The organism is Terribium retamae, from assembly GCF_022347545.1.
GTDB lineage: Bacteria > Pseudomonadota > Alphaproteobacteria > Rhizobiales > Rhizobiaceae > Mesorhizobium > Mesorhizobium retamae.
In genome coordinates this window covers 563,737-589,066 of the sequence record NZ_JAKREW010000001.1, presented here as the reverse complement: position 1 = coordinate 589,066, position 25,330 = coordinate 563,737, and the positions used below count along the sequence as shown (strand labels likewise).

Genomic DNA, 25,330 nt, shown 5'->3' with positions numbered 1-25,330 from the left:
TCGACGTGATCGAACGCTCGAAATCGGTATGGTTCATGGGCCCGCGGTCTTAGCGCTCCGCATCCAGGAAACTCTGGAAGCGCTCCATGGGCACGCCGGCGGCCTCGGCGATACGCCGCGCGAGTTCCGCGGCTGCGGCACGCGGTTTTCCGGCTGGGCGATCAAGCCAGTAGGATACCGGATTGAGCGCTGTGCGCTTGTCCACTGCCACGACACGTCCTGCCGCGACTTGGCCTTCCGCCAGAGGTGGCCGGGCAAGGGCGATGCCGAGCCCGTAGGCGGCGGCATCCAGCACCAGGTTGTAGTCCTCGAAGCGCCGGTCCTGCGGGCGAGGCCGGTAGTCGACACCTTGTTCACCGAACCAGGCGCGCCATCCGGCGGCGTCGGAATCGTGGATCAGCGGGTATTTCAGCAACCGTTCGGCATCGCCGGTACCGATTTCCTTTGCCAGTTGCGGCGAGGCGATCGGAAACATGTGCTCCTCGAACAATTGCATGGCGATGCGCTCCGGTACGCGCCCGCGACCGCAGCGGATGGAAAGGTCGATGCCTTCGTCAGCCAGATCGATCTGGCGGTTGTCGACATCGAGCACGATCCGGATCTTCGGGTCGCCGCATTCCAACCTCGCCATGCGGGGCATCAGCCAGAGGCCGCTGATGGAAGGAATGGACGCAAGCCGCACCACTGCGGAGCCACGCGGTTCGACCCAGCGGTCGGAGTTCGAAGCAATCAACGCGAAAGCTTCGCTGGTGCGCAGATGCAAACGATTGCCCTCGATGGTCAAAGAGACGCCGCGCGCCTTGCGCTCGAACAATTTGAGCCCGAACCAGTCTTCGAGCCGCGCAATCTGGCGGCTGACCGCGCCATGAGTGACGTTGAGCTTCTCGGCTGCGGCCGAAAAGCTGCCTGTCTTGGCCGCGGCGTCGAAGGCCCGCAAGGTTTCGAGTGGGGGCAATATATCCAAGCTGTGATCCATGTTCACAGCTCATCCTCGATTTCATCGTTTGTCAACGGGGCCGGAAAAGCGTTTTCTGCCACTGCGACCCTGATTGGCGCGGAGAAAGATCATGAGTGCACAAATGAGCATGGCGAATTCGGAACAGCGGACCGATGTCACGGCAATGTTGGCAGTGGCGCTTACAGTGGTCGGGTGGGCTTCAGCCTTTCCCGCGATCCGGGCTGGTCTCGCTGCCTTTGGGCCATTGGAGCTCGGTGCGCTGCGCTTTGCGATTGCAGCCGTGCCGGCGGCAATCTTCCTTGCCATCAAGCGCCCGGCATTGCCCAAGCTCAACGAGTTGTGGCGTTTTGGGGTTGGTGGCGCGATCTTCGTCGCGCTTTACACGGCGATGCTGAATATTGGCGAGACCACAGTGTCGGCTGGTGCCGCTGCATTCATCATCAATGTCAGCCCGATCTTCACCGCAATCATGGCGATGTTCCTGCTCGGCGAGCGGTTCCCGGTGCTCGCCTGGTTCGGCACTTTCGTTTCCTTCGCCGGTATCGGCGTCATCGCAATGGGCGAGGGCAATGGGCTGACGTTCAACACCGGTGCGTTGCTGATCCTGGGCTCGGCGCTGTGTTCGTCGGTCAACACCATCGTGCAAAAGCCGCTGTTTTCACGACATCATCCACTGACAGTCGCTGCGTGGAACATGGTGCTCGGCGCGCTGTGCCTTGCGCCATTCTTTCCAGAAAGCCTTGTCCAGGCCTCACATGCCGACAAGGCAGGCCTGACTGCTGTCATCTATCTCGGGTTGATCCCGAGTTTCATTTCCTACGCCGCCTGGGCAACGGCGCTGTCGCGTCTGCCGGCAGCACGCGCTTCCAACTACTTGTACCTGGTCTCACCGGTGGCGACGGTGATCGGCTTTGCTTGGCTTGGCGAAGTGCCCACAACGCTCGGCATCATCGGCGGCGTGCTTGCGCTCGGCGGTGTGATCATCGTCAACATGAAGCGCTGACGAGAGGCTTAGCGTCGGCCGAACAGTCGCTCGATGTCCGCAAGCTTGAGTTCGATATAGGTCGGGCGGCCGTGATTGCAGGTGCCGGACCCCGGCGTCGCTTCCATCTGGCGCAGCAGGGCGTTCATCTCATCGGGCTTAAGCAGGCGGCCGGAGCGCACCGAGCCATGGCAAGCCATGGTGGCGGCGATGTGATGGAGGCGTTCCGTCAGCGCTTCAGTGGTGTCATTGTCGGCGATCTCGTCGGCCAGATCGCGGACGAGCTGCTGCACGTCGGTCTCGCCCAGCATGGACGGTGTTTCGCGCACGGCAATGGCACCGGGCCCGAAACGCTCGATACCGAGACCGAAACGCTTCAGGGTTTCGGCATGCATCGCCAGCCGTTCGGCATCGTCTTCGGGCAGATCGACGATTTCCGGCAGAAGCAGCATCTGCGCCGGCACGGGGCGAGAATGCAGCGCGTTCTTCAGCGCTTCATAGACAAGGCGTTCATGCGCGGCATGCTGGTCGACAATCACCAGCGAATCCCTGGTCTGTGCGACGATGTAGTTCTCATGCACTTGCGCGCGCGCCGCACCCAGCGTTGCGCCGAGCAAGGTATCGGTGGCCTCGATCTGGCTGGCGCGGGCATCGGCACTGACTGCGGGCCCGGTATCGAAAGTCTGCTGTTCGTGTTCGCGAAAACCCATCTCGAGCGGCCGCTGCGGTGAACGCGTGGCATCGAAACCCACAGGTCCGGAGGTATGATGGGCCGCATCGTAGCTGCGATGACCATTCGCTGGGCCGCCATGACCGAAGTTGGTAGCGCCGGGCCTGAAGGCGGCCATCATGCCCGCTGCCCCCGTGGTTGCTGCCCGTATACCGGCGTTCGTCAGTGCCTCGCGGATCGCGCCGACGATCAAGCCGCGAACAAGTCCGGGATCGCGGAAGCGCACGTCGGCCTTGGCCGGGTGTACATTCACGTCGACCGTCGCGGGATCGAGCGATAGGAACAACGCCACCACGGCGTGGCGGTCGCGCGGCAGCACATCCATATAGGCGCCGCGGATGGCGCCGGCGATGAGCTTGTCGCGCACGGGCCGGCCGTTGACATAAGCATATTGCTGCAAGGCATTGGCGCGCGTGAAGGAGGGGATCGAAACGTAACCGGTGAGCTGCACGCCTTCACGCATGGCGTCCACGGCGATGGAATTGTCGGGAAATTCGGAACCCATCACCTGCGCCAAGCGGCGCAACTGTCCTTCTGGGCTGTCGTCGGTCGCCGGCAGTTCCAGCGTCGAGCGATCGGAACCAGCAAGCGTGAACCGTACGGAAGGGAAGGCAATTGCGATGCGCTTGATGACGTCGCTTGTGGCAGAGCTTTCGGCGCGCTCGCCCTTCATGAATTTCAATCGCGCAGGCGTGGCGAAGAACAGGTCGCGCACCTCTACGGTCGTGCCGCGATTGGCTGCCGCGGGCCGCACAGGCGCCACGCGCCCGCCCTCAATGCTGATTTCGGCGGCGCTATCGCCTTGCGCCGTGCGCGAGCGGATCGACAGCCGTGCAACGGAACCGATCGAAGGCAAGGCTTCGCCTCGAAAGCCGAGCGACCGGATGTCGTTGATGTCGGTGGAGAGCTTCGACGTACAATGGCGCGCCACGGCAAGCGCCAATTCCGGTTCCGGAATGCCTGACCCGTCGTCGGTAACACGGATCAAATTCAGCCCGCCGCCGGCGGTGACGATCTCGACCCGGCCAGCGCCCGCATCGAGCGCGTTCTCGACCAATTCCTTGACGACACTGGCGGGACGCTCGATGACCTCGCCAGCGGCGATCTGGTTGATCATCGTTTCGGAAAGCTGGCGGATGGGCATGGCTGGACTATAGCGGGATTCGCCAAACCGGCGAACAACCATGCCCGGCTATTCGTGCAAAGACCACAGCGAAATCGGCGGAAACTTTCCGCCGATTTCAGCCCATCCAAATGCGACTACGCGGTCCGGATTTTCAAGGTACGGTTTTCCTCGCGTCCGAAGCCGCGAATCTCGACCCTCTCATCATAGATTTCGACGATTGCGTAGGCGCTGGTGGCAGGTGTGTCGACCATGCCCTTGAAGTTGATGAAGTATTTGCCGTTGAGTTCGCCGAAATTCCCAGCATGGTTGTGGCCATTGAAATAAGCGACGACATTGCTGGAGCTGATCAGCAGTTCCACGATGCGGTCGGAATCCCACATATTGTGCTCGTTTTCGGGATAGATCGGATAGTGACCCATCACGATCACTTTCTCTCCCGCCGACTGTGCCGCCTTGATGGTCTTGTCGAGCCAGGCGAACTGATCGTCGCTTAGCGAGCCGTTCCAGGTTTGCGCATTGACGGCGCCGTTCGCTTTCAGTTCTTCGAGCCGCTTGGCGGCGGTCTCCCGGCGCGGATCGTCCTTCGGTGGAGCAAACAAGCTGACGTCGTTGCCATCGAGCACGATGAAGCGATAGCCGCCGCCTGCGAAATCGTAATAGGCCTTTTCCATGCCTGCGGTACGCACGACCGAGGTCAGGTATTCGGCAGCGACGTCATAGTCGTGATTGCCGAGCAGGAAGAAGCGCTCATGCTTCAGCTTGTCGTAGAGCGGCAGGATGTGTGCGTAGCTCTCCCAATGACGGTCGATGATGTCGCCCAACGTTGCGACGAAGCGCAGGTCTTCCTGGTTGAAGGCTTCAATGGCTTCCGACAGTTTCCAAAGGCTGTTCGAATAATAGCGGTCGAGCTTGAGGTTGGGCACGACCGGTGCGTATTGCGGATCGGCGACAATACCGAATTTGAAAAGCGGCGCCTTTCCATCCGCTGCCGATGCGTCGACAGTAAAGCCTCCGAACGGTGCAAACATTGCGGCAGTGCCGCCTATCCTGAGGAGGTTGCGTCGTGTGATCAAGGGAGCCTCTGCCTGCAAACTACCGGGGCAGGGTAGGCATGCTCGGTGACAGCGGCGTGAATCCACCTGGTGTCACGGCCCAGTTAATGCTCGATTTCAGGCCGTAAAAAAGCCGAGATGGCGGATGCGTGATATGAGATGCCACTCGGGATTGGGGAATCATGAAGCCGGGATTGCTGCTTGCCTTATCCGTTTTGACTTATTCGGGTCCTGCTTTGGCTGGGCCGGCTTCGGATGCGGTGATGTTTTTCTATTCACCGGTAAAATTCGCCGCCGATCCGCAGTATCGGGATCGCTTCACCGACCCCGTCATCAAGCTGTTCCAACTCAATGATGCCGCCATCAAGAAACACCCGGACGAGGTCGCTTGCATTGATTTCGATCCGGCGCTGGATGCCCAGGACTACGACGACAAGACCGTTACCGACAGTGTGAAGCTCACAGAGACCGTCGACGGCGATAAGGCGACAGTCACCGCAAGCTTCAGCCTGTTCACCGAAGGCGAAGATTCCAGACGCGAAATGGTCTGGGACCTCAGGCAGATCGAGGGAGCCTGGAAGGTCGCTGACATCGCCTCCAGGAGCAACAGCTGGAAGCTTAGCGAACTGGGTTGCTCGGGTGGAGAAGAGCCGGAATAAGCCGATGGTGCGCGGACACCGCTTTTTGCTTTTGCTGTTGGCCGGATGTGCATGCGGTGCCTCGACCGCGGGAGCTTGCGCAGAGGGATTGCTGGGCGCCAAGACGCCCGCGTCGCCGACCGCACCTGCCGGTGCGGCTCCGACCGCGTCGAACCTGGCGACTGCAGTCGATCCGGATTCGCCCACGGCGCGAGTCAGGCCCTTCTATGCGGACGGCACGGATCTGGCTTTGGCCGACCGCGACCATTTCGTCGATCCTGCAAGGACGGTGCTGGAGAAGAACGAACTTCTTAAGAAGTCAGGGCAAGGCGATTGCCTCGACCAGAATATGCCGCTCGATCAGGTGCCATACGACAAGGCCGCGCTCGAAAAGACCTTCAAGTCACTGGAATCGATCAGCGGAGACCAGGCGCGTGTGGTGGTTGCCTTTGTCGAGGGCAGTGAGCCGCATCGCTTGGAGTGGAAGTTGAAGAAGGTCGAAGGCACCTGGAAGATAACCGATCTTCTGTCGGTCACCGGCGAATGGGCTCTCAGTCAATATCAGTGCGAGTGACGCCGAGGGATTTTTCGTTCTGCGGGTTCAAATCTCGACACGGCGGGTTTGTCGCGGGAACGTGCGCTCCGTTTGCGCGTTGGGCATGCTCATCCCAACAAGGAGCCGAGACGATGATTGCGACACGCCGTTCCGTCCTTCTGCTTGCCGCCGGCACCGCCGCGGCGACGCTGGCACGCCCTTCCATCCTGCGCGCAGCAAAGCCGTTCGAGCAGCCACCGTTGCCTTTTGACGAGAATGCGTTGGCCCCGCAGATATCCGCCCGCACCGTGGGCCTTCATTACGGCAAGCATCACAAGGCCTATTTCGACAAGCTGAACCAGCTTGTGCCCGGCACTCCCTACGCCGATATGACGCTTGAGAAGGTCGTGGTGGCAGCCAAGAAGGACGGCGAGGACAAGGTCTTCAACCAAGCAGGCCAAGCCTGGAATCATGTTTTCTACTGGCAGCAGTTCAAGGGTGGGCCAACCAAGCCGACCGGCGCCTTCGCCGACGCGGTCAAGCGCGACTTCGGCGACGAAAAAGGCCTGTTCAAAGCCATCGCCAAGGAAAGCGATGCGGTATTTGGCACCGGCTGGGTATGGCTTGTGGCCGATAACGACAAGCTGGCCGTCAAAGGCTATCAAGACGCCGGCAATCCGCTGCCGGATGGGTTGAAACCGCTTGTCGGCATCGACCTATGGGAGCATGCCTATTACCTCGACTACGAGAACCGCAAGGGCGAGCATGTCGGTGCCCTGCTGTCGGAACGTATCAACTGGCAGGCTGCCGGCGAGCGGATGAGCACTTAATGTTTGTTGGCACGGCAATCGGGAAAGCCGCGATTCAGCCTCTGCCGCGATAGGGCGCGACACCCGTGTCAGGTAACCAGGCGCCTTTCGGTGGTTCGCCGGTCTGCCAGAATACGTCGATCGGAATACCACCGCGCGGGTACCAGTAGCCACCGATGCGCAACCATAGCGGCTTGGTGGCCGCCACCACGCGTCGCCCAATCATCACCGTGCAATCCTCATGGAAGGCGCCATGGTTGCGGAAAGAAGTGAGGAACAGCTTCAGCGATTTGGATTCGACAAGAAGAGTATCCGGCGCATAGTCGATCACGATGTGTGCAAAATCCGGCTGGCCGGTGACGGGGCAGAGCGAGGTAAATTCGGGGCAGGTGAAGCGCACGATCGCCGGCGGACCGTCGCCGCGTGTGAACGGCACGGTCTCCAGCACTGCGTCGTCGGGACTGTCAGGCGTCTCGACCTTGGCACCGAGTTGGGTCAGGTTTTCCGTTTCCGTCATGGATGAACTCCTTTCGAGATAGGCTCTATCCTCAAGGAACGGCCCAAGCCAGCATTGAATGCAGTCGGGTTGATGCTGAAGGGGCAGACGCCGACGAGGAGGCCACCTGCCTCGTCGGCACCACTTCACTTGGCAGCGTCAAGCGCCGCGACAATCTCAGGATTTTCCGATTGCAGGCGCCCGCCGGCTCCGGCCATTTCGAGCGAATAGTCGTTGCAGAGGATGAGAATGTCGTCCGTGTTGGCGATGCCGGCATATGCTTTTGCAATGACGCCGTTGAGCTTCGCAATCAAAGATCGGCGGGCCCCCGGGTTCGGGAGTGCGGGTGCTTCGACGAAGCAGACGGGCCGTATCGGCTCGGCGTCGGCGAACCCATCCTGAGCGACGTTGGCTGCCGTGTGCTCCCGCAAGAATATACGCACGTCCGGGATGTGATAGGCTTCGTCGAGCGCGGCGGTGACTTCCGCCATCAGGATTTTCTTGGCTTCGTCCTGCAGCCCCGCAGGACCTTCAATGATGAAAACGGGCATCGTCGTCTCCTTCGTTCGGTTCATCCCGACAGCGTCATGCCGCGGGTTCGATCCAGGAGACGTCTCGTGAAGCAGAAAGGATTCTGAGAAATTTCCCAGGGGCGAATCCTTCGAGCTCTGGCGTTCGTCTTCATTGTATAAATCTTGCAAGGAGCCAGCCGTGAAGCACACGATGATCCGTTATCGGACGAAGCCGGAACAAAGCGAAGAAAACCAGCGATTGATCGAGCAGGTTTTCGAAGAGTTGCACCAGAAGGCACCCATTGGCGTGCAGTATGTCGCATTGCGGATGGATGAGGGTGTTTTCTTCCATGTGGTTGGCGTGGCCGAAGAGGGCGAAAACCCGATACCTGCCCTCGACGCTTTCCGGGATTTTCGGCGCGATATCGGGGCCCGTTGTCTTGAAGCGCCTGTGCAGGGCAGGGTCAAAGTTGTCGGCAGCTTTGGCGTGCCTGGATGGTCAGCAACCGATGACTGAAGCACAGCGCGCCCGCTCGAGATACAACACGGAACTTGCGTCGTTGATCGCGCCGCTTCGGCCGAAACTGCACCGCTATTGTGCCCGTATGACCGGCTCCGCGATAGAGGGCGAAGATGTGCTGCAGGAAGCTCTGGAAAAGGCCGTGGAGGCCTTTCCTGCCTCCGTACCGCTCACCAATCCCGAAGGTTGGCTCTTTCGCATTGCGCACAATGCCGCGCTTGATTTTCTACGCCGGCGCCGGCGTATCCAAGCATACGAGACCGCAGCAGGATTGGAGATGTCTGCCGAGCTGCCGGCCGATGCGGACAGGCGAATCGCAGCCACGGCAAGTTTGCGTACCTTCATGCAGTTGCCAACGCGTGAGCGTAGCTGCGTTATCCTGATGGACGTGCTCGGCTATTCGCTAAGCGAAATTGGTGCTGTGACCCAGATGAGTATTCCGGCCATCAAGGCCCTTTTGCATCGGGGCAGGAATCAGTTGCGAACCTTTGCCGCCGAACCAATCGATAAACCCTTGCCGGTGCTTTCGCCGCAGGAGCGCGAACGACTGTTCTTCTATGTCGAGCGCTTCAATGCACGAGACTTCGAGGCGTTGAGAGACCGTTTGGCCGATGAGGTCAAGGCGGAACTTGTCGGCCAGACGGTGATGCGAGGACGTCGCGAAGTCTCAAACTACTACAGCAATTATGCCAGCGACCTGCGCTGGCGCCTGACTGCCGGCGCGCTCGAAGGATATGCGGGGGCACTGGTATTCGACAATCGCGAAACGGCGCCATTGCTACCGGCTTACATCGTTCTTCTGCGCTGGGAGGGCGACCTGCTGATGGAAATCAAGGATTTCCGCTACGCGCGCTATATCGTGGACGGCGCGGACATCCTTTCCCTAACGCGATAGAGGTGACGCGGGCCGCGAATGAAGGCATTTGTCAGCAGCGGAAGATGGGTTCGCCGAACGTGTCCGGATCCACCTCGACCCCCAGGCCGGGACCTCGTGGAGGAGTCATGCCACCGTCCTCGATAGTGAAATCGGCCTTGCCGTTGGCAACCGTGACCCAGTTGTGGAAATCGACCGTGTGTTGGCGCAGCAATTCCGGCGTCGACAGCAAAAGGCCGCAATAGGCCGCGGTGTCGATCTGCGCGCCACCGGTGTCCTCGATGGTGATTTTGAGATTGCGGGCAATCGCAATGTCGCGGATCAGCTTGGCCTTGGTCAGTCCGCCGACGCGGGCGAGCTTGATGGTGATGCCGTCGACAAGCCCATCGGCAATGGCACGCAGCAGGGCATCGGCGCTATCAATGGTTTCGTCCAACACCAGCGGCCGGTCGCAAGCCGAGCGGATGGCGAGATTTTCCTCGTAGTTCGCACAAGGCTGTTCCAGGGTGTAGTCGAGCGTGCGTGTCGCCTGCAGGAAGCGCCGGGTTTCCGCTGTGCCCCAGCTGCCATTGGCATCGCAAAACAGCACGGTGCCAGTGGGCACCGCGGCGCGAACGGCTTCGAGGCGAGCGATGTCTTCGTTGACGTCGAGGCCGACCTTGACCTGCAGCCGGCGATAGCCCTCGGAGATGTATTTCCTGGCCCGCATGGCCATGGCATCGGGGCTCTGCTGCGCCAGCGAACGGTAGAGCGGGATGGCGCTGCCTTCTGCGCCGCCGGTCATGGTCGCCAAGGAAAGACCACAGCGCTGGCCGGCAAGATCCCACAGCGCCATGTCGATGGCGGCCTTGGAGTAGGGGTGGCCCTTGAGCAACAGATCCATGCGGCGGTTCAACGCCTCGATGCCGGCGGCATCCTCGCCGATCAGGCGCGGCGCCAACTCACGCATGGCAGACCGCGCACCTTCCGCAAAGGCCGGATCGTAGAAGGAGCCCAGCGGCGCCATCTCACCATAGCCCTTGCTGCCGTCGTGGCTGCTGATCTCGACAATGGTCGAATCGAAACCCTCTGCGCTGCGTCCGCCCGAGCAGGTGTAGGTGCCGTCGCGAAACGGTTGCCATTGCTGGTAGAGACTGATGGAGGCGATGGTCATCCTGGGGTTCCCTGGCGATGCGAGCCGATGTGATGGTGCATCAGGCTATCGCCCCGAAAGGTCGGGCGCCGCCAAGGAAGCGGCAGATCCGTCGGTCGTTTTTGTGCTAGCTTTCAACCGGTCCGTCGCAGTATGCGTGGCCAGCTTCAAGGGAGTCCGTGCTTCATGAGTAGCAGCTTTCTCGCCCATCTCGACGCTGAACTGGCCGGCCTGAAGGCGGCAGGGCTCTACAAATCCGAACGGGTGATCTCATCCATGCAGTCGGCCGAGATCGAGGTGTCCGGCGAGAAAGTGCTGAATTTCTGCGCCAACAACTACCTTGGCCTTGCTGACAATGCAGAATTGCGCGCGTCCGCTCAAAAGGCGCTGGACCGCTACGGCTACGGCATGGCCTCCGTGCGCTTCATCTGCGGCACGCAGGAAGAGCACAAGCAACTCGAAGCCAAGATCTCGTCCTTCCTGGGCCTGGAAGACACGATTCTCTATGGCTCCTGCTTTGACGCCAATGGTGGATTGTTCGAGACGCTGCTCGGTGAGGAAGATGCGGTGATTTCGGATGCGCTGAACCATGCCTCGATCATCGACGGCGTGCGCCTCTCCAAGGCCAAGCGCTTCCGCTATGCAAACAACGACATGGCCGCACTCGAGGAAGAGCTGAAGAAGGCGGAAGGCAGCCGTTTCAAGCTGATCGCCACCGACGGCGTCTTTTCGATGGATGGCATCATCGCCAACCTGCAGGGCGTCTGCGACCTTGCGGAAAAATACGGCGCCATGGTCATGGTCGACGATAGCCATGCCGTCGGCTTCGTTGGCAAGCATGGGCGCGGCTCGGCCGAGCACTGCGGTGTCGAGGGCAGGGTGGACATCATCACCGGTACGCTCGGCAAGGCACTGGGCGGCGCCTCCGGGGGCTATACATCCGGCAAGCGGCAGGTGGTGGAGTGGCTGCGCCAGCGTTCACGGCCTTATCTCTTTTCCAACACACTGATGCCGGCGATTGCAGCGGCGTCACTCAAGGTGTTCGACATCATCGACGAGGGCGATGCGCTGCGCGAAAAGCTCTACGCGAATGCGTCGCATTTCCGCTCCTCGATGAGCAAGCTCGGTTTCACGCTTGCCGGCGCCGACCATCCGATCATACCGGTGATGCTTGGCGATGCGACGCTGGCGCAGCAGATGGCCACCAAGATGCTGGAGCGCGGCATCTACGTCATCGGCTTTTCGTTCCCCGTCGTGCCCAAGGGACAGGCGCGCATCCGCACGCAGATGTCGGCGGCGCATTCCACGGCCGATATAGATCGCGCCGTCGCGGCGTTCGATGAAGTTGGCAAGGAACTCGGCATCATTTCCTGAGGAAGAACAGAATGTCCAACATGATGCGCGCGCTGGTGAAGGCGAAGCCCGAGCCAGGAATCTGGATGGAGCGTGTGCCGGTTCCTGAGATCGGCCCCAACGATGTGTTGATCAAGGTCAAGAAGTCGGCGATCTGCGGCACCGACGTCCATATCTACAACTGGGATCAGTGGGCCCAGAAGACCGTGCCGGTACCGATGGTAACAGGCCATGAATTCGTCGGCACCATCGCCGATGTCGGTTCAGCCGTGAGCGAATACAAGGTCGGACAGCGTGTGTCGGGTGAAGGTCACATCGTCTGCGGCCACTGCCGCAACTGCCGCGCGGGCAGGGGGCATCTGTGCCGCAATACGTTGGGCGTTGGCGTCAATCGGCCCGGTTCTTTCGGCGAATATGTCGCCATCCCGCAGCACAATGTCGTGCCGATCCCCGATGATATCCCGGACGAGATCGCGGCGATCTTCGATCCGCTCGGCAATGCGGTTCATACCGCGTTGTCCTTCGACCTGGTTGGCGAAGATGTGCTTGTTACCGGGGCGGGTCCGATCGGCATCATGGGGGCCCTGGTGGCGCAATGCGTTGGTGCGCGTAAGGTTGTGATCACCGACATCAACCCGACCCGCTTGGCGCTGGCCAGGAAGATGGGGGTGCATCACGTCGTCGACGCCTCGAAGGAAAAACTGCGCGATGTCATGCATGACGAGGGAATGACCGAAGGTTTTGATGTCGGTCTGGAGATGTCGGGATCAGCCGTCGCCTTCCGAGACATGATCGACACCATGAACAATGGCGGCAAGATCGCCATCCTTGGCATTGCGCCAACCGGGTTCGAGATCGATTGGAACAAGGTCATCTTCAAGATGCTGCATCTCAAGGGCATCTATGGCCGCGAAATGTTCGAGACCTGGTACAAGATGATCGCGTTGGTGCAAGGGCCGCTGGATGTGAGCGGACTGATCACCCACCGCATTGGCATTGACGACTATCAGGCGGGGTTCGACGCCATGCGCAGCGGCAATTCCGGCAAGGTCGTTATGGATTGGTAGGAAAAATTTTTTCTTAACAGTGGATTTTTTCGAATAACGTTTGTTGCCGCGCCGCGAGCGCGTTTGCTAATGCAGCAGACCTAATTGTGCAAGCGCCTCGCCCCGGGAATCGAAACGATTTTCGGGGTGATGTGTGAGGGCCGGAATTCCGACTATGCGCCGCCATATCCGTCACTTCACTGCGCGCCACGAGCCAGCCAGTCATCCGCTTTCGCATGCAAAGTCGGGCCTTGGCGCAGTTATCGGCATCGGCGCAGTCGGTGGCCTCGCAACGCTGACCGATCTGCCGCTGCTGCTCGCACCGCTGGGCGCCACGGCGGTCTTGATCTTTGGCCAGCCCACCAGCCCGCTGGCGCAGCCTGCCAATGTATTCGGCGGCTATCTGCTGGCTACGATCGTGGGCGTCGCGGCAGCCTTGACGCTCCCTGGAAACTGGACCGTGGCGGCCTTGGCCGTCGGCGCTGCGATCGCGCTGATGTCGATGCTGCGCGTCACTCATCCGCCAGCTGGTGCTGTGCCGCTGATTGCGATTGCTGCGCCTCTGCAAAGTGCTTCGTTGTTCGGCACGATCCTGATCGGCTCGATCAGTCTGGTCGGACTCGGCGTCGTCCACCATCGCTTGCCGCCGCGCCTTCACTATCCACGCCGGGTGGATTGAGCAGGCTAGTTCGGGCTGCCAGATGCCGGGGCATTCCTTTGCAAACGGTCGAGTTCCTTCAAATGCAGCTCATAAGCTGACTGATCGCCGGTTTTCTGGGCAATGCGCGCCATGCCAATGTGAGCCTCGACATGGTTGGGATCGATCGCCAGCGCGCGCTTGAAATACTCGGCTGCTCTCGTATCCTCATTTCGTTCTTCCAGTGTTCGGCCATGATCGGAGAGAAGAGGCGCTGCACTCGGCATTCGTTTTTCAGCTTCCGCGAACCACCGCTCGACCGTTTCCGAAGGCTCGCCACGCTGATGCGTGGTCAAGGCGAACCCCCAATAGATTGACGGATTTTCGGGATCCAGGAGCCAAGCCTGGTTGAATCGACGGATCGCCGTTTCAAAGTCCTGATTTTGAAATGATTGCCAGCCCAGTTCGATGGCCCGTTTGGCGCCGATTTGCAGATTGTCGTTGGTGGATTTTCGAACGCTTTCAATAAACTTCTTATCGGCCTCCTGCATCTCAGCGGTCTTCTGCACGCCCTCCCACAACGGCATCTCTTTCGCGTAAGAAGCTGTTGCCATGATGATGGTAGCCAAGCCGATGATGATCTACCGTAAAGTTTGCATTTTGCCCCCCAAAGTCGTCGTAAGGCGTATCTCAACCCCGGCCTAAAATTGCGGATTCGAGTTTTCCGAGCAACTGGATGATAGCTTCGCGGGAACCGTTATCGAGTTTTCCGAGCAATTCCTGCTCGAATGCCTTCGCCAGCGGCACCATGTCGAGGTAAGCGGCAAGGCCTGTCTTCGTCAGGGCCAGATGCTCGATACGTCGATCTTTCTCATCCGGGGTGCGGGTCAGCCAGCGCCGTCGCTCCAATTCAGCCACGGCACGCGAGACCTTGGTCTTGTGCATCGCAGACTGTTCGCCGAGTTCTTTCGCAGTCATTGTCCCGCTCTGGCCTAGCCCTGACAGGGTGCGCCATTCCGGACGCGTCAAGCCAAGGCGGTCCTTGTAGATGCGTGCAAACTCCCGGCTGACCAGGTCAGCGAGATGGTAGAGCCGATAAGGTAGGAACGTTTCCAGCTCGAGGACGTCGTCTTGTCTTGCCATGCTGGTCATTCCGGCCGAGCTTCAAGAGAAGCTGTCGTGGCGTTGATAGTTACATTTTGGATGGTTACAGATGTAACCAATTTGGTCAATCCGGGGAGGATGTCATGCCGTTTTCCTATATGCCGGGTTTCGGCAACGATTTCGAAACCGAGACGCTGCCGGGTTCACTGCCGCAAGGGCGAAATTCACCACAACGGCCGGCCTATGGGCTTTATGCTGAGCAACTGTCGGGATCGCCTTTCACCGCGCCGCGCGGCACAAATGAGCGATCCTGGCTCTACCGCATCCGTCCAAGCGTGAAGCATACCGGCCGTTTCAAGACAACGAGCTATCCGCTGTGGAAGACCGCCCCCAATGTTGGCGACCATGAACTGGCGCTAGGGCAATATCGCTGGAACCCGACGCCGATGCCGACGGAGCCGACCGATTTCATCGCCGGCATCCGCACCATGACGACGGCGGGCGATGCCCTTGGGCAGAGCGGCATGGCCGCTCATGTCTATGTCGCCAACACGTCGATGGTGGACGATCATTTCTTCAATGCCGATGGCGAGATGCTGGTGGTGCCGCAGGTTGGCCGGCTGAATTTCGTCACCGAGATGGGCGTCATCGAGATGCAGCCGGGCGAGATCTGCGTCCTGCCGCGTGGGTTGGTGTTCAAGGTCGAGCTGCTCGATCCAGAGGTACGCGGCTATATCTGCGAGAACTACGGCGCCAAATTCACCATGCCGGACCGCGGTCCGATCGGCGCCAATTGCCTTGCCAATCCGCGTGACTTCAAGACGCCCTGTGCGTGGTTCGAGGAAAAGGAGAAGCCTTGCCGGCTGATCGTGAAGTGGTGTGGTTCGTTCCATGCCACGGCACTCGACCATTCACCGCTCGACGTCGTCGCCTGGCACGGCAATTATGCGCCGTATAAGTATGATCTTGCTACTTTTTCGCCGGTCGGGGCGCTACTGTTCGATCATCCTGATCCGTCGATCTTCACAGTGCTGACCGCGCCGAGCGGCGAAGAGGGCACCGCCAATGTCGACTTCGTCATCTTCCCGCCGCGCTGGATGGTGGCGGAAAACACTTTCCGCCCGCCTTGGTATCACCGCAACATCATGAGTGAGTTCATGGGCCTGATCCATGGCCAGTATGATGCAAAGGAAGAAGGCTTCGTGCCCGGCGGCATGAGCCTGCACAACATGATGCTGGCGCACGGCCCTGACGCGCCTGGCTTCGAAAAGGCATCCAAGGCGGAACTCAAGCCGGTGAAGCTCGACAACACCATGGCATTCATGTTCGAGACGCGCTTTCCGCAGATGCTGACACGTTTCGGTGCAGAACTCCCCACCTTGCAGGAGGACTACATCGACTGCTGGAAGGACCTGAAGAAGCGATTTAACGGCACGCCTGAAGGCGATTGGAGCTGATCCGATCAGCATCATCGGTTTTTCAGGGGCCGGTTGTCGGAAATCGCGCCAGTCATGCGTCCTGTGACCGTCAACATACAAGGAGACGATCATGACCTATGTCGATGGCTTTATTCTGCCGGTGCCGCAGGCGGAGTGGGAGGAATACCGAAAGAATGTCGACCTCGCCGCCACGGTCTGGATGGAACATGGTGCTTTGTCTTACGTCGAGGCCCAAGCCGATGATGTGCCCGATGGCGAGATCACCTCTTTCCCGCTTGCAGTGAAGAAGGAAGCAGGTGACACAATCGTATTTTCCTACGTCACCTATAAATCGCGCGAGCATCGCGACGAGGTGATGAAGAAAGTGATGGAGGACCCGCGGATGCAGCCGGGCATGCAAAATATGCCTGCCTATATGAAGCGGCTGATCTATGGTGGGTTCAAAGTCTTCATGGAGCGATAAGGGGAACTGAATGAAGCTTGCCACCTTGAAGAACGGGACGCGCGACGGAAAGCTTGTCGTCGTGTCCCGCGATTTGACGCGCCTGACCGACGCTTCGTTTCTGGCGCCGACCCTGCAGGCGGCGCTTGACGACTGGCGTCGTATCGCTCCGCATCTTGCGGCGTTGGCCGAGTCGCTCGAGCATGGTTCCGTGCCTTCGGAGCGGTTTCATGAGCATGATGCTCATTCGCCGCTGCCGCGCGCCTATCAGTGGGCCGACGGTTCGGCGTACGTCAATCACGTCGAACTGGTGCGCAAGGCACGCAATGCCGAAATGCCGGCAAGCTTCTGGACCGACCCGTTGATGTATCAAGGCGGGTCGGACGCGTTCATCCCGCCGCGAGATCCGATCCGCATGGCCGACGAGGGCTGGGGGATCGACCTTGAAGCAGAGGTCGCGGTCATCGTCGACGATGTGGCGATGGGAGCCGACAAGGAGCAGGCACGCGATGCGATCCGCCTCGTCATGCTGGTCAACGACGTCACGCTGCGCACACTGACGGCGCCGGAACTTGCCAAAGGTTTCGGCTTCTTCCAATCGAAGCCGTCCTCGGCGTTTTCGCCCGTTGCGGTCACGCCGGATGAACTCGGCGATGCCTGGGATGGCGGCAAGCTGCACCTTCCGCTTTGCGTCGACCTCAACGGAAAGCCGTTTGGGCGCGCCAATGCGGGCGTAGACATGACGTTCGATTTTCCGGCTTTGATTGCGCACGCAACCAAAACCCGGCCGCTCTCAGCCGGTGCGATCATTGGCTCCGGCACGATTTCCAACAAAAAGGACGGCGGCCCTGGCAAGCCCGTTGCCGAAGGTGGCTCCGGCTATTCCTGCATTGCGGAGCAGCGTGTGATCGAAACCATCCAGAGTGGCGAAGCGAAAACGCCATTCCTGCGCTTCGGCGACACGGTGCGTATCGAGATGAAGGATAAGGCTGGGCATTCGATCTTCGGTGCCATCGAGCAGAAGGTGGAAAAATACCAGGACTGACTATTGAGCAAAAAGGAGCGGCGATGGACCTGATCGATCATTTCCGCCGCATGGCCGCGAACAATCTCTGGTCTAACGACCGGCTTTACCGGGCTTTGATGGCACTGAAGCCCGGTGAGTTTGAGGCCGAGAGAACCGGTTTCTTTCCGTCCATCAAGGCGACGCTCAACCACGTCCTGTCAGTCGATCTCTACTATCTCGACATGGTGGAAGAGGGCGGTGTCGGGCTCGCCATCTTCGACGACTGGGCGGATTTCGAAATACCCGCCAAACTGGCCGCGGTCCAGGCGGAGACCGACCGGCGGCTGCTGTCGTTCTGCAACGAACTGAAAAAGGTCGACCTGGATCGGCGCGTGCCGACCGACCGGGGCGACAATGGTATGATTCCCGAGCGTATCGGCGACTTGCTGGCGCACCTGTTCCTGCACCAGATCCACCATCGCGGGCAGGTGCACGCCATGCTATCAGGCACATCGGTCAAGCCGCCGCAACTCGACGAGTTCCTGCTCGACTACGATATCAAGCTCAGAAAAAAAGAGGTCGAGCGCCTGGGACTTTGACACGCTCGACCTGTGAACCGGCCTGCTGCCTGGCTATTCGGCAGCCTGTACTTTCAGCACGCCGCGCTTGATCTGGTCCTGCTCGATCGACTCGAACAGGGCGCGGAAATTGCCTTCACCGAATCCCTCATCGCCCTTGCGCTGGATGAATTCAAAGAAGATCGGGCCGATCACGGTCTTGGAGAAGATCTGCAGCAGGATCTTGGTCATGCCGCCATTCACCACGCCTTCGCCGTCGATCAGAATGCCGTGCTTCTTCATGCGTTCGATCGGCTCGTCGTGTCCGTTCACCCGGTCGTGCGACATCTCGTAGTAGGTGTCGGGAGGGCCGGGCATGAATTTCAAGCCATTGTCGGCCAGCCTGTCGGTGCCGGCATAGATGTCGTCGGTTCCGACGGCGATATGCTGGATGCCTTCGCCCTTGTACTTCTTCAAATACTCGGCGATCTGGCTGGTATCGTCCTTGGATTCGTTCAGCGGGATGCGGATCTTGCCGCAAGGCGACGTGATGGCGCGGCTGACCAGGCCGGTGATCTTGCCGTCAATGTCGAAGAAGTGGATCTGCTTGAAACCGAACAGGTCGCGATAGAAGTCCCACCATTTGTCCATATTGCCGCGGTAGACATTATGGGTGAGGTGGTCGAGGAAATAAAAGCCGACGCCGGCCGGCTTCGGATTGCGCTCGCCGATCCAGTCGAATTCGGCGTCATAAGCTGAGCCCTTTGCGCCGTATTTCTCGACAAAATAGAGCAGCGAGCCGCCAATGCCGACAATCGCGGGCACTTCGAGTGCCTTGTCCGCGCCTTCGTAGGGCTTGGCGCCCTTGGAGATGGCGTGTTCGAAAGCGTGTTTGGCATCGACCACGCGCCAGGCCATCGACGGCGCACAGGGGCCATGTTCGTCGACAAACTTCATGGCATGAGAGCCCGGCTCGGCATTCAGGACGTAGTTGATGTCACCCTGACGCCAGACCGAGATCTTCTTGGTCTTGTGTTTGGCGACTTCAGTGTAGCCCATGCGGGCGAACAGTTCGGCAAGCTTTTCCGGCTCTGGATGGGCGAATTCGACAAACTCGAAACCATCGGTACCGGCGGGGTTGGTCTCGCTGATGGTGGCGGGTGGCGCGTCGTGCGGGAAGGGACCCATGGCAAATCCTCCGGTTCGTCTCCAGTTGCGACCAGTATAAGGCTGGATGCCCGCACGGTGCTTGCATTACAGTGCCTGCAAGGATCATAATGTGCGAAATTCATGCACGATTGAGGGGAAAATGTCTGAAGTCGCGCGCGTTGATCAGTTCGATCGCAAGATATTGGCTCTTTTACAGGGCGATGCGCGGCTTACGAATAACGACCTGTCTGAGCGTGTGAACCTTTCAGCATCGCAATGTTCACGCCGACGGCAGCGGCTGGAAGAGGAAGGTTACATCCGCAATTACCAGGCGGTGCTCGATCGCGACAGGCTGGGGTTCTCGCTCGTCAACGTCATCACTGTGACGCTTGCCACACACAACCGGGACAATGCCCGGCGGTTCGCTGAGTTGGTCAAACGTCTTCCCGAGGTGCAGGAAGCGCACGCACTGACCGGCGAGATGGATTATATCCTGAAAGTCGTTACGCCCGACCTGAAATCGCTATCCGAATTCGTGAACAACGAGCTGCTGCCGCACGAATCCGTGCAGCATGTCAAAACGGCGATCGTGCTGGAGACGCTGAAGGAGACCGGCGCGCTGCCGATCTAGCCTTTCAATTGCCGTACGGCAGCGTAAAGGTTGGTGCAGCGCGTGCCGGAACGGCAATAGGCGAAAACCGGGCCGGGCAGGGCGTCGAGGGCTTCGGCCTGGTCCTCGACATTCTGTGCGGTCATCTGGCCGCTGATGACCGGAACCCAACGGAATTCAAGCCCTGCAGCCTCGACCGCCGCCTTGATCTCGCCGGCGCTTGGCTGGCCGGGATCTTCGTTGTCTGGGCGGTTGCAGATGACACTCTTGAACCCGGCGGCTTTGATCGCCGCGACATCCTCGACGCTGATTTGCGGCGAGACGGAATAAGCGTCGGAAATCTGGCGGATGTTCATGTAAGCAGCTCCGGGGCGGATGGATGTTTCGCTTGTCATGCCATCGCGCGCGATGGGCTGCAACCTTCGCCTGTTGAGGCAGCGCCGATCTTCCCAGCCGGCGCTGCAGGGGCGAGCTAAGCTGCCCGTTCGCTGTCCAGCATCGCCATCTGATGTTCGGCGTAACGCTGTCCGGCTGCCGCGCCCTTCGGCGCCGCAGCCTCGATGGCTGCGATATCGCTGGCAGAAAGAGCAAGATCTAGCGCACCAAGTGCTTCCGTCAGCCGGTCTCGGGTGCGGGCGCCGATCAAGGGGAAGATATCGCCACCCTGCGCCAGCACCCAGGCGATGGCAATCTGCGCGACGCTGGCACCGCGCGTTTCCGCGACCTGGCGCAGCGCTTCGACCAGTTTGAGATTGCGATCGAGATTGTCGCCCTGGAAGCGTGGGCTGTGGCTGCGGAAATCGGTTCCGGCCGTGGCCTTGGTTCTGTCCCAATGGCCGCTGATCAGCCCGCGCGAAAGGACGCCATAGGCGGTAATAGCAATGCCGAGTTCGCGACAGGTGTCGAGAATGCCGTCCTCGATATTGCGCGACAGCAGGGAATACTCGATCTGCAGATCGGCAATCGGATGCACGGCAGCGGCGCGGCGAATGGTTGCGGAGCCAACCTCCGACAATCCGACATGCTTGACATAACCTGCCTTGACCAGATCGGCGATGGCGCCGATCGTTTCCTCGATCGGCACGTTCGGGTCGAGCCGCGCGGGCCTGTAGATGTCGATTGCTTCGACACCCAGTCGCTTCAGGCTGTAGGCCGCCGCAGTCTTGACTGCATTCGGCCGGGTATCGAAGCCAAGCCAACTTCCGTCGGGACCGCGCTGCGCGCCGAATTTGACGCTGAGCGCCACCTCGCCGGCGCTGCGGGTGGCTAGCGCCTCGGCGATCAGCATTTCGTTGTGACCCATGCCGTAAAAATCGCCGGTGTCGAGCAGTGTGACGCCGGCATCCAGCGCGGCGTGCAATGTCGCCAGGCTTTCGGTCCGGTCCGCCGGACCATAGAGATCAGACATGCCCATGCAGCCGAGGCCCAGGCGTGAGACGACAGGTCCGTTCGTTCCAAGAGTATGTTCGTGCATCGCGAATCCTTTCGTTTTGAACCGATGGTGCCGAAAAGATGGCGCATGCTACACTGTGCGATAAGATGCCCTTTTCCAAATAGACTGTGTGGATTTTCGCACAATGCCGATCGACCTTAATTTGCTCGCGGCTTTTGCCTCCGTCGCCCGCCGCCGTAATTTCCGGGCAGCGGCGGTGGAGCGTGGTGTGTCAGCCTCGACGCTCAGCCAGCAGATCCGCGACCTCGAAGCGGCTCTCGATTTGCGGCTTCTGAACCGCACTACGCGCAGCGTGGCGCCAACCGAAGCCGGCGTCCGGTTGCTCGAACGGCTGGCACCAGCACTGGCCGACATCACATCGGCTGTCGATCACCTGCAGCTGGAAGCCGACAGCCCAAGCGGTACGCTGCGTATCAACGCGCCCCAGCCGGCGATCGATCTGGTTCTTGCGCCACTTGTTGGCCCGTTTCTCAACGAGTTTCCTCGCCTACGGCTGGAGATTACCGCAGAAACGGCTTTCATCGACATCGTGTCGGCCGGGTTCGACGCAGGTGTGCGCTGGGGTGAGAGCCTGGCTCAGGACATGATCGCCGTTCCGCTCGGCCCTCAGCAGCGTTACGTAGTGGTGGCCGCGCCGTCGGTTATCGCCGCCGGCCCGCCAGTCCTGAAGCCACGCGACCTGCTTGGCCGCCCGTGCATTCGCACACAGTTCCCGAGCGGTATGAAACTGCCATGGGAATTCGAACAGGACGGCGTGCTTGAAAAGCTTGAGCCGGAAGCCAGGCTGCTCTCCAGCAACATTACCTCACAACTGCGCGCTTGCCGCGATGGCGTCGGATTCTGGGCAACGTTTGAGGACTATGTTCGGGTAGATATCGAGGCTGGCCGCCTTGTCAGCGTGCTGGATGACTGGCTGCCTCCGTTTCCCGGTCCGTTTCTATACTATCCCGGGCGCAGGCATGTGCCTGCGCCACTGCGCGCCTTTGTGGATTTCATCAGGCGGCAGCGGCGCAGCGGCTAGCCTTGGGAGGAGGCTATTCAGTCGCGTGCGTTTCGCCAGAGCCGCCGACGGCGACGATGTTGAAAGGCTTGCCGGTGAGTGAGATGTCGCCCGTCTTTGCAAAACTCGTTGCGTCGACAAGGTGGAGCTGGGATTTCAACGGGTCCGTGACAACGATACGATCACCCGCAACGGCGATGCGTGGCCGCGGGTCGCTCCAATGGCCATCCATCGAGTAAGGATCGGTCAGCTTCACGGACTGAGCGAGCCTGCCGGCGACGATGTCGACCTGATGAAGTTGGCCATCTTCGGTGAATGCATAGGCAAAGCGGGGACGTATCGGGTCCACCGCGAAGTGTACGCGCCGTGTCGGCAGTTCGACCAGACGGAACATGTCGTTTGCTGAAGGATCGATGAGCACAAGGCGATCAGCACCGTAATTGCCAAGGAAGTATTGCAGTCCCTTGCCGCCGAGCAGCGTCGTCGCTTTTCCGGACGGTAGGCTGGTAGGGTAGGCGATGTGCTCGATGGATGGACCTTGATCTGCGTCGCGGACCAGCAAGATGCCGCTGGCGCAGGCGAAGACCATAAGTTTGCCGGAGGTTGCTTCGCCATGCAGATCGGGACATGCGCGGATGTCGCCGACCTGTTTGCCTGCGCTGTCTACGACACGGATGCCGACTGGCAGTTCGTCGGGCTTTTCCTTGTTGGGTTCCGATAACAGTACATAGTCGCCAAAGACTGCGGCAACGCCATGATGCGGTGCCTCGGCCTTTACTTCGCGAACGCTGGTTTCACCGTCGAGAGCCTTCTTCTCGTCGAGGATCCGAGCGACGCCCTCGCCATCGAAGAAGAGAGCGAACTCGCCGTCATGTTCGACGAAATGCGATGGTTTCGTCCCGGCGATCTCGGTGCCCGTGAGCCTCGGTGCGGTTATCTCTATATCACCGTGGTCACCATGGTCTTCGAAGGTTATGCCGGTGGAGGCGGCGGAAACCATGTCAGCCTTGCCTTGTACTGCAAATACGATACGGCCGCTGGCGCTCCGATAGAGCGAAGCCGGCCCTTTCAGCGGCAATGTGTCGATCTTATTGCCAGTAAGGGCATCGACGACGTTGATGACCGGTTCGCCATGATCCGACACGAAGAGGCGCCACGCGGTCTTTTCCTCGGCGAAGGAGGAGGTCGTGGCCATGCCCGCAGCAAGAACGGCGATCGAGGCCGCAGCGAGAAGGCGTTTCATGGGATTCTCCTGTAATGTTATTTAAAAACATATTGTTGCTGGAAATAGGCGGAAGGAATCTCTTCCGCCAGGAGAGCTAGTGTTGATCGGGCCGATCGGTGGACTAATAGAAGCAGTACTTTAACTGCCGAGGATCGCGCCCTTGATCTGCTTGATGTTGTTGCGCATCAGGTCGATGTAGGTTGCAGCCGGACCATTCGCCTTCGACAAAGCGTCCGAGTAGAGCGTGCCACCCACCTTGACGTCGGTTTCGACCGAGATCTGTTCGATCAGGCGTGGATTGCTGATGTTCTCCACGAAGATTGCCGCGGCCTTGTCCTGTTTCACCTGTTCGACCAGCTTGGCGACGTCGGCGGCCGATGGCTCGGAGTCGGTGGAAAGCCCTTGGGGTGCCAGGAAAGTCAATCCGTATTCGTGCTCGAAATAGCCGAATGCGTCGTGGGACGTGATGACGATGCGCTTTTCCTGCGGAATTGCCGCGATGGCCTCGCGGACTTCCTTGTCCAGACCATCGAGCTTTTCGGTATAGGCGGCGGCGTTGGCGTTGTAGGTGTCGCAACCGGCGCTGTCGGCATTGCAGAAGGCGTCAGCGATGTTCTTCACATAGATCTTTGCGTTGACGACCGACTGGAATGCATGAGGGTCGGTAGAGCCATGATTGTGACCTTCGTGACCACCCTCGGCCTCCTCAGCTTCGGCGAATTCCTTTTTGAAGTCGATCGGCGTGATGCCCTTGGTCAATTCGACGATCGCTGCCTTGCTTGCGCTTGCCTCGACGAGACGCTGCAGGAACCCTTCGAAATGCAGGCCGTTGACGAGCACCAGCTTGGCGGATGCCATTGAGACAGCGTCGGCCGGGCTAGGTTCGTAGACATGGGCATCGCCGTCGGGACCCACCAGCGTTGTCACCTCAACGCGATCGCCGCCCACATTCTTTGCGAAATCACTAATGATCGAAAAGCTCGCTACCACCTTCAGCGGCTCGGCAAAGGCATGTCCTGCACTGAGGGATGTTAATGTTATAACGCTCAATATCAGGGCGCGGCGGATCGATTTCAGCATGGCCAACTCCTTTAAACAGTCAGGCGGTTCTGTGGCGATGGTGGACGAGGCGCGAGCGCAGCACGCCGCGCGGTCCAACCAGGATGGAAGCGATATAGGCTGCGCCGGCAGAGAGGATGATGGCCGGGCCGGATGGGAGTGCTGCATGATAGGAGAGAAGCAATCCAGCGACGCAGGAAATGAAGCCGATCGCGACGGCAAGAACGCACATCGGCCCGACGCGCTGGCTCCAGAAGCGCGCAGCGGCGGCCGGCAGGATCATCAGACCTACAGAGAGCAGGGTGCCCAGCGCCTGGAAGCCGCCGACCAGGTTGAGCACGACGAGCCCGAGGAAGATGAAATGCACGGGGCTGCCGAGCCTGCTCACCGAGCGCAGGAAAAGCGGGTCCAGGCATTCGGCGACAAGTGCTCGCCAGAACAAGAAAAGCGCGACCAGGGTGACGACGGCGATACCGCCGATCAGCAAAAGCGCCTCGTTGTTGAGTGCCAGCACGGTGCCGAACAGCACATGCATCAGATCGACGCTTGAGCCGCGGATCGAAACCATCAGCACGCCGATTGCCAGCGAAATCAGGTAAAAAGCGGCCATCGAGGCATCTTCGCGCTGTATGGAGAAGCGCGAGACTGCGCCGGCACCCAGCGCGACGATGACACCTGCGATCAGTCCGCCAACAGTCATCGGCAGGATTTCCAATCCGTAGAGCAGGAAGCCAGCAGCGGCACCCGGCAAGATGGCATGCGCCATGGCGTCGCCCGAGAGGCTCATTCTGCGCAGCATCAAGAAGACACCGACCGGGCAGGCTCCGAGTGACAGCATGAGTGAGCCGGCCAGGGCCCGCTGCATGAATGCGAAATCGGCAAAGGG

Annotated in this window: 29 protein-coding genes; 15 read left to right on the top strand and 14 right to left on the bottom strand. The window is 60.1% G+C overall.

From position 1 onward, the window contains the following. Positions 1-49 precede the first annotated feature (49 nt). The gene (locus tag L4923_RS02775) at positions 50-976 is read right to left on the bottom strand and encodes a LysR substrate-binding domain-containing protein (protein ID WP_239361883.1); all 927 of its coding nucleotides are present in this window, start codon (positions 974-976) and stop codon (positions 50-52) included. A gap of 91 nt (positions 977-1,067) precedes the next feature. Between L4923_RS02775 and L4923_RS02770 the strand changes: the two genes are divergently transcribed. After that, positions 1,068-1,961 carry a DMT family transporter gene (locus L4923_RS02770; protein ID WP_239361882.1) on the top strand — a complete coding sequence of 298 codons (894 nt, stop codon included), beginning with the start codon at positions 1,068-1,070 and terminating at the stop codon, positions 1,959-1,961. 8 nt (positions 1,962-1,969) lie between these two features. On the opposite strand, the gene mutL is transcribed toward L4923_RS02770, so the two are convergent. Both mutL and L4923_RS02760 read right to left on the bottom strand, forming a co-directional pair. Beyond that, positions 1,970-3,814: a DNA mismatch repair endonuclease MutL gene (gene mutL / locus L4923_RS02765; protein ID WP_239362064.1), complete on the bottom strand. Its 1,845-nt coding sequence runs from the start codon at positions 3,812-3,814 to the stop codon at positions 1,970-1,972. Between the two features lie 116 nt (positions 3,815-3,930). Next, on the bottom strand, positions 3,931-4,824 hold the full coding sequence (locus L4923_RS02760) for a metallophosphoesterase (RefSeq protein WP_239361881.1): 894 nt from the start codon (positions 4,822-4,824) through the stop codon (positions 3,931-3,933). A 287-nt stretch (positions 4,825-5,111) separates the two neighbouring features. Here L4923_RS02760 and L4923_RS02755 point away from each other — a divergent pair, with 287 nt between their 5' ends. The 3 genes from L4923_RS02755 to L4923_RS02745 all read left to right on the top strand — a co-directional run bounded on the left by L4923_RS02755 (position 5,112) and on the right by L4923_RS02745 (position 6,851). After that, on the top strand, positions 5,112-5,507 hold the full coding sequence (locus L4923_RS02755) for a DUF3828 domain-containing protein (RefSeq protein WP_343302640.1): 396 nt from the start codon (positions 5,112-5,114) through the stop codon (positions 5,505-5,507). 4 nt (positions 5,508-5,511) lie between these two features. After that, positions 5,512-6,060, top strand: a complete 549-nt coding sequence (locus L4923_RS02750; protein ID WP_239361879.1) for a YbjP/YqhG family protein — start codon at positions 5,512-5,514, stop codon at positions 6,058-6,060. 113 nt (positions 6,061-6,173) lie between these two features. Beyond that, positions 6,174-6,851: a superoxide dismutase gene (locus L4923_RS02745; RefSeq protein WP_239361878.1), complete on the top strand. Its 678-nt coding sequence runs from the start codon at positions 6,174-6,176 to the stop codon at positions 6,849-6,851. Positions 6,852-6,885: 34 nt separating this feature from the next. On the opposite strand, the gene queF is transcribed toward L4923_RS02745, so the two are convergent. Both queF and L4923_RS02735 read right to left on the bottom strand, forming a co-directional pair. Then, a complete protein-coding gene (gene queF, locus L4923_RS02740; protein WP_239361877.1) occupies positions 6,886-7,347 on the bottom strand; it encodes a preQ(1) synthase in 462 nt (153 codons plus the stop codon). Between the two features lie 125 nt (positions 7,348-7,472). Then, on the bottom strand, positions 7,473-7,877 hold the full coding sequence (locus L4923_RS02735) for a tautomerase family protein (protein WP_239361876.1): 405 nt from the start codon (positions 7,875-7,877) through the stop codon (positions 7,473-7,475). 160 nt (positions 7,878-8,037) lie between these two features. Here L4923_RS02735 and L4923_RS02730 point away from each other — a divergent pair, with 160 nt between their 5' ends. Both L4923_RS02730 and L4923_RS02725 read left to right on the top strand, forming a co-directional pair. Beyond that, entirely contained in the window at positions 8,038-8,355 is a 318-nt protein-coding gene (locus L4923_RS02730; protein WP_239361875.1) for a hypothetical protein, read from the top strand. Continuing rightward, positions 8,348-9,253 (top strand): RNA polymerase sigma factor, encoded by a 906-nt coding sequence (locus L4923_RS02725; RefSeq protein ID WP_239361874.1) that lies wholly within the window; start codon positions 8,348-8,350, stop codon positions 9,251-9,253. Before L4923_RS02730 ends, L4923_RS02725 begins: the two co-directional genes overlap by 8 nt. A gap of 31 nt (positions 9,254-9,284) precedes the next feature. Here L4923_RS02725 and L4923_RS02720 read toward each other — a convergent pair whose 3' ends face one another. Further along, entirely contained in the window at positions 9,285-10,385 is a 1,101-nt protein-coding gene (locus tag L4923_RS02720) for a mandelate racemase/muconate lactonizing enzyme family protein (RefSeq protein ID WP_239361873.1), read from the bottom strand. A 165-nt stretch (positions 10,386-10,550) separates the two neighbouring features. On the opposite strand from L4923_RS02720, the gene L4923_RS02715 reads away from it, so the two are divergent. The 3 genes from L4923_RS02715 to L4923_RS02705 all read left to right on the top strand — a co-directional run bounded on the left by L4923_RS02715 (position 10,551) and on the right by L4923_RS02705 (position 13,442). After that, complete coding sequence (locus tag L4923_RS02715) at positions 10,551-11,738, top strand: glycine C-acetyltransferase (protein WP_239361872.1); 1,188 nt, start codon at positions 10,551-10,553, stop codon at positions 11,736-11,738. 11 nt (positions 11,739-11,749) lie between these two features. Further along, entirely contained in the window at positions 11,750-12,784 is a 1,035-nt protein-coding gene (gene tdh / locus L4923_RS02710; protein ID WP_239361871.1) for an L-threonine 3-dehydrogenase, read from the top strand. Positions 12,785-12,938: 154 nt separating this feature from the next. After that, complete coding sequence (locus tag L4923_RS02705) at positions 12,939-13,442, top strand: HPP family protein (RefSeq protein WP_239361870.1); 504 nt, start codon at positions 12,939-12,941, stop codon at positions 13,440-13,442. Between the two features lie 5 nt (positions 13,443-13,447). Here L4923_RS02705 and L4923_RS02700 read toward each other — a convergent pair whose 3' ends face one another. Continuing rightward, the gene (locus tag L4923_RS02700; RefSeq protein WP_239361868.1) at positions 13,448-14,029 is read right to left on the bottom strand and encodes a tetratricopeptide repeat protein; all 582 of its coding nucleotides are present in this window, start codon (positions 14,027-14,029) and stop codon (positions 13,448-13,450) included. Positions 14,030-14,090: 61 nt separating this feature from the next. Continuing rightward, positions 14,091-14,543: a MarR family winged helix-turn-helix transcriptional regulator gene (locus tag L4923_RS02695; RefSeq protein ID WP_239361866.1), complete on the bottom strand. Its 453-nt coding sequence runs from the start codon at positions 14,541-14,543 to the stop codon at positions 14,091-14,093. Between the two features lie 104 nt (positions 14,544-14,647). On the opposite strand from L4923_RS02695, the gene hmgA reads away from it, so the two are divergent. The 4 genes from hmgA to L4923_RS02675 all read left to right on the top strand — a co-directional run bounded on the left by hmgA (position 14,648) and on the right by L4923_RS02675 (position 17,990). Then, positions 14,648-15,961, top strand: a complete 1,314-nt coding sequence (gene hmgA / locus L4923_RS02690) for a homogentisate 1,2-dioxygenase (protein ID WP_239361864.1) — start codon at positions 14,648-14,650, stop codon at positions 15,959-15,961. Positions 15,962-16,052: 91 nt separating this feature from the next. Next, positions 16,053-16,406, top strand: a complete 354-nt coding sequence (locus tag L4923_RS02685) for a DUF1428 domain-containing protein (RefSeq protein WP_239361862.1) — start codon at positions 16,053-16,055, stop codon at positions 16,404-16,406. 10 nt (positions 16,407-16,416) lie between these two features. Continuing rightward, complete coding sequence (locus tag L4923_RS02680) at positions 16,417-17,430, top strand: fumarylacetoacetate hydrolase family protein (protein WP_239361861.1); 1,014 nt, start codon at positions 16,417-16,419, stop codon at positions 17,428-17,430. Positions 17,431-17,453: 23 nt separating this feature from the next. Beyond that, on the top strand, positions 17,454-17,990 hold the full coding sequence (locus L4923_RS02675) for a DinB family protein (protein ID WP_239361860.1): 537 nt from the start codon (positions 17,454-17,456) through the stop codon (positions 17,988-17,990). Positions 17,991-18,023: 33 nt separating this feature from the next. Here L4923_RS02675 and hppD read toward each other — a convergent pair whose 3' ends face one another. Beyond that, the gene (hppD, locus tag L4923_RS02670; RefSeq protein ID WP_239361859.1) at positions 18,024-19,136 is read right to left on the bottom strand and encodes a 4-hydroxyphenylpyruvate dioxygenase; all 1,113 of its coding nucleotides are present in this window, start codon (positions 19,134-19,136) and stop codon (positions 18,024-18,026) included. Between the two features lie 121 nt (positions 19,137-19,257). On the opposite strand from hppD, the gene L4923_RS02665 reads away from it, so the two are divergent. Then, on the top strand, positions 19,258-19,728 hold the full coding sequence (locus L4923_RS02665) for an Lrp/AsnC family transcriptional regulator (RefSeq protein WP_239361858.1): 471 nt from the start codon (positions 19,258-19,260) through the stop codon (positions 19,726-19,728). Here the strand turns inward: L4923_RS02665 and L4923_RS02660 are convergent. Both L4923_RS02660 and L4923_RS02655 read right to left on the bottom strand, forming a co-directional pair. Continuing rightward, positions 19,725-20,063, bottom strand: a complete 339-nt coding sequence (locus L4923_RS02660) for a protein tyrosine phosphatase family protein (protein ID WP_239361857.1) — start codon at positions 20,061-20,063, stop codon at positions 19,725-19,727. The two genes, L4923_RS02665 and L4923_RS02660, sit on opposite strands and share 4 nt — an antisense overlap. Positions 20,064-20,179: 116 nt before the next feature. Further along, positions 20,180-21,181, bottom strand: coding sequence for an aldo/keto reductase (locus L4923_RS02655; protein ID WP_239361856.1), 1,002 nt, complete (start codon positions 21,179-21,181; stop codon positions 20,180-20,182). 103 nt (positions 21,182-21,284) lie between these two features. Between L4923_RS02655 and L4923_RS02650 the strand changes: the two genes are divergently transcribed. Further along, positions 21,285-22,181, top strand: a complete 897-nt coding sequence (locus tag L4923_RS02650) for a LysR family transcriptional regulator (RefSeq protein WP_239361855.1) — start codon at positions 21,285-21,287, stop codon at positions 22,179-22,181. A 13-nt stretch (positions 22,182-22,194) separates the two neighbouring features. Here the strand turns inward: L4923_RS02650 and aztD are convergent, their stop codons facing one another. The 3 genes from aztD to aztB form a co-directional block, all read right to left on the bottom strand. Continuing rightward, positions 22,195-23,403 (bottom strand): zinc metallochaperone AztD, encoded by a 1,209-nt coding sequence (gene aztD, locus L4923_RS02645; RefSeq protein WP_239361854.1) that lies wholly within the window; start codon positions 23,401-23,403, stop codon positions 22,195-22,197. 120 nt (positions 23,404-23,523) lie between these two features. Further along, positions 23,524-24,465, bottom strand: a complete 942-nt coding sequence (gene aztC, locus L4923_RS02640) for a zinc ABC transporter substrate-binding protein AztC (RefSeq protein ID WP_239361853.1) — start codon at positions 24,463-24,465, stop codon at positions 23,524-23,526. A 19-nt stretch (positions 24,466-24,484) separates the two neighbouring features. Further along, positions 24,485-25,309, bottom strand: coding sequence for a zinc ABC transporter permease AztB (gene aztB / locus L4923_RS02635; protein ID WP_239362063.1), 825 nt, complete (start codon positions 25,307-25,309; stop codon positions 24,485-24,487). Positions 25,310-25,330: the final 21 nt, after the last annotated feature.

What these genes read in the sequence shown, in the direction of transcription:
- L4923_RS02665 (WP_239361858.1), top strand. Translation starts at nt 19,258, where the DNA reads ATGTCTGAAGTCGCGCGCGTTGATCAGTTCGATCGCAAGATATTGGCT.
- mutL (WP_239362064.1), bottom strand. Translation starts at nt 3,814, where the DNA reads ATGCCCATCCGCCAGCTTTCCGAAACGATGATCAACCAGATCGCCGCT.
- L4923_RS02685 (WP_239361862.1), top strand. Translation starts at nt 16,053, where the DNA reads ATGACCTATGTCGATGGCTTTATTCTGCCGGTGCCGCAGGCGGAGTGG.
- aztD (WP_239361854.1), bottom strand. Translation starts at nt 23,403, where the DNA reads ATGAAACGCCTTCTCGCTGCGGCCTCGATCGCCGTTCTTGCTGCGGGC.
- hppD (WP_239361859.1), bottom strand. Translation starts at nt 19,136, where the DNA reads ATGGGTCCCTTCCCGCACGACGCGCCACCCGCCACCATCAGCGAGACC.
- L4923_RS02745 (WP_239361878.1), top strand. Translation starts at nt 6,174, where the DNA reads ATGATTGCGACACGCCGTTCCGTCCTTCTGCTTGCCGCCGGCACCGCC.
- L4923_RS02650 (WP_239361855.1), top strand. Translation starts at nt 21,285, where the DNA reads ATGCCGATCGACCTTAATTTGCTCGCGGCTTTTGCCTCCGTCGCCCGC.
- L4923_RS02715 (WP_239361872.1), top strand. Translation starts at nt 10,551, where the DNA reads ATGAGTAGCAGCTTTCTCGCCCATCTCGACGCTGAACTGGCCGGCCTG.
- L4923_RS02735 (WP_239361876.1), bottom strand. Translation starts at nt 7,877, where the DNA reads ATGCCCGTTTTCATCATTGAAGGTCCTGCGGGGCTGCAGGACGAAGCC.
- L4923_RS02695 (WP_239361866.1), bottom strand. Translation starts at nt 14,543, where the DNA reads ATGGCAAGACAAGACGACGTCCTCGAGCTGGAAACGTTCCTACCTTAT.
- L4923_RS02725 (WP_239361874.1), top strand. Translation starts at nt 8,348, where the DNA reads ATGACTGAAGCACAGCGCGCCCGCTCGAGATACAACACGGAACTTGCG.
- L4923_RS02775 (WP_239361883.1), bottom strand. Translation starts at nt 976, where the DNA reads ATGGATCACAGCTTGGATATATTGCCCCCACTCGAAACCTTGCGGGCC.
- L4923_RS02755 (WP_343302640.1), top strand. Translation starts at nt 5,112, where the DNA reads ATGTTTTTCTATTCACCGGTAAAATTCGCCGCCGATCCGCAGTATCGG.
- L4923_RS02655 (WP_239361856.1), bottom strand. Translation starts at nt 21,181, where the DNA reads ATGCACGAACATACTCTTGGAACGAACGGACCTGTCGTCTCACGCCTG.
- L4923_RS02680 (WP_239361861.1), top strand. Translation starts at nt 16,417, where the DNA reads ATGAAGCTTGCCACCTTGAAGAACGGGACGCGCGACGGAAAGCTTGTC.
- L4923_RS02750 (WP_239361879.1), top strand. Translation starts at nt 5,512, where the DNA reads ATGGTGCGCGGACACCGCTTTTTGCTTTTGCTGTTGGCCGGATGTGCA.
- L4923_RS02660 (WP_239361857.1), bottom strand. Translation starts at nt 20,063, where the DNA reads ATGAACATCCGCCAGATTTCCGACGCTTATTCCGTCTCGCCGCAAATC.
- L4923_RS02760 (WP_239361881.1), bottom strand. Translation starts at nt 4,824, where the DNA reads ATGTTTGCACCGTTCGGAGGCTTTACTGTCGACGCATCGGCAGCGGAT.
- queF (WP_239361877.1), bottom strand. Translation starts at nt 7,347, where the DNA reads ATGACGGAAACGGAAAACCTGACCCAACTCGGTGCCAAGGTCGAGACG.
- hmgA (WP_239361864.1), top strand. Translation starts at nt 14,648, where the DNA reads ATGCCGTTTTCCTATATGCCGGGTTTCGGCAACGATTTCGAAACCGAG.
- L4923_RS02705 (WP_239361870.1), top strand. Translation starts at nt 12,939, where the DNA reads ATGCGCCGCCATATCCGTCACTTCACTGCGCGCCACGAGCCAGCCAGT.
- L4923_RS02720 (WP_239361873.1), bottom strand. Translation starts at nt 10,385, where the DNA reads ATGACCATCGCCTCCATCAGTCTCTACCAGCAATGGCAACCGTTTCGC.
- aztB (WP_239362063.1), bottom strand. Translation starts at nt 25,309, where the DNA reads ATGCAGCGGGCCCTGGCCGGCTCACTCATGCTGTCACTCGGAGCCTGC.
- L4923_RS02770 (WP_239361882.1), top strand. Translation starts at nt 1,068, where the DNA reads ATGAGTGCACAAATGAGCATGGCGAATTCGGAACAGCGGACCGATGTC.
- tdh (WP_239361871.1), top strand. Translation starts at nt 11,750, where the DNA reads ATGTCCAACATGATGCGCGCGCTGGTGAAGGCGAAGCCCGAGCCAGGA.
- aztC (WP_239361853.1), bottom strand. Translation starts at nt 24,465, where the DNA reads ATGCTGAAATCGATCCGCCGCGCCCTGATATTGAGCGTTATAACATTA.
- L4923_RS02675 (WP_239361860.1), top strand. Translation starts at nt 17,454, where the DNA reads ATGGACCTGATCGATCATTTCCGCCGCATGGCCGCGAACAATCTCTGG.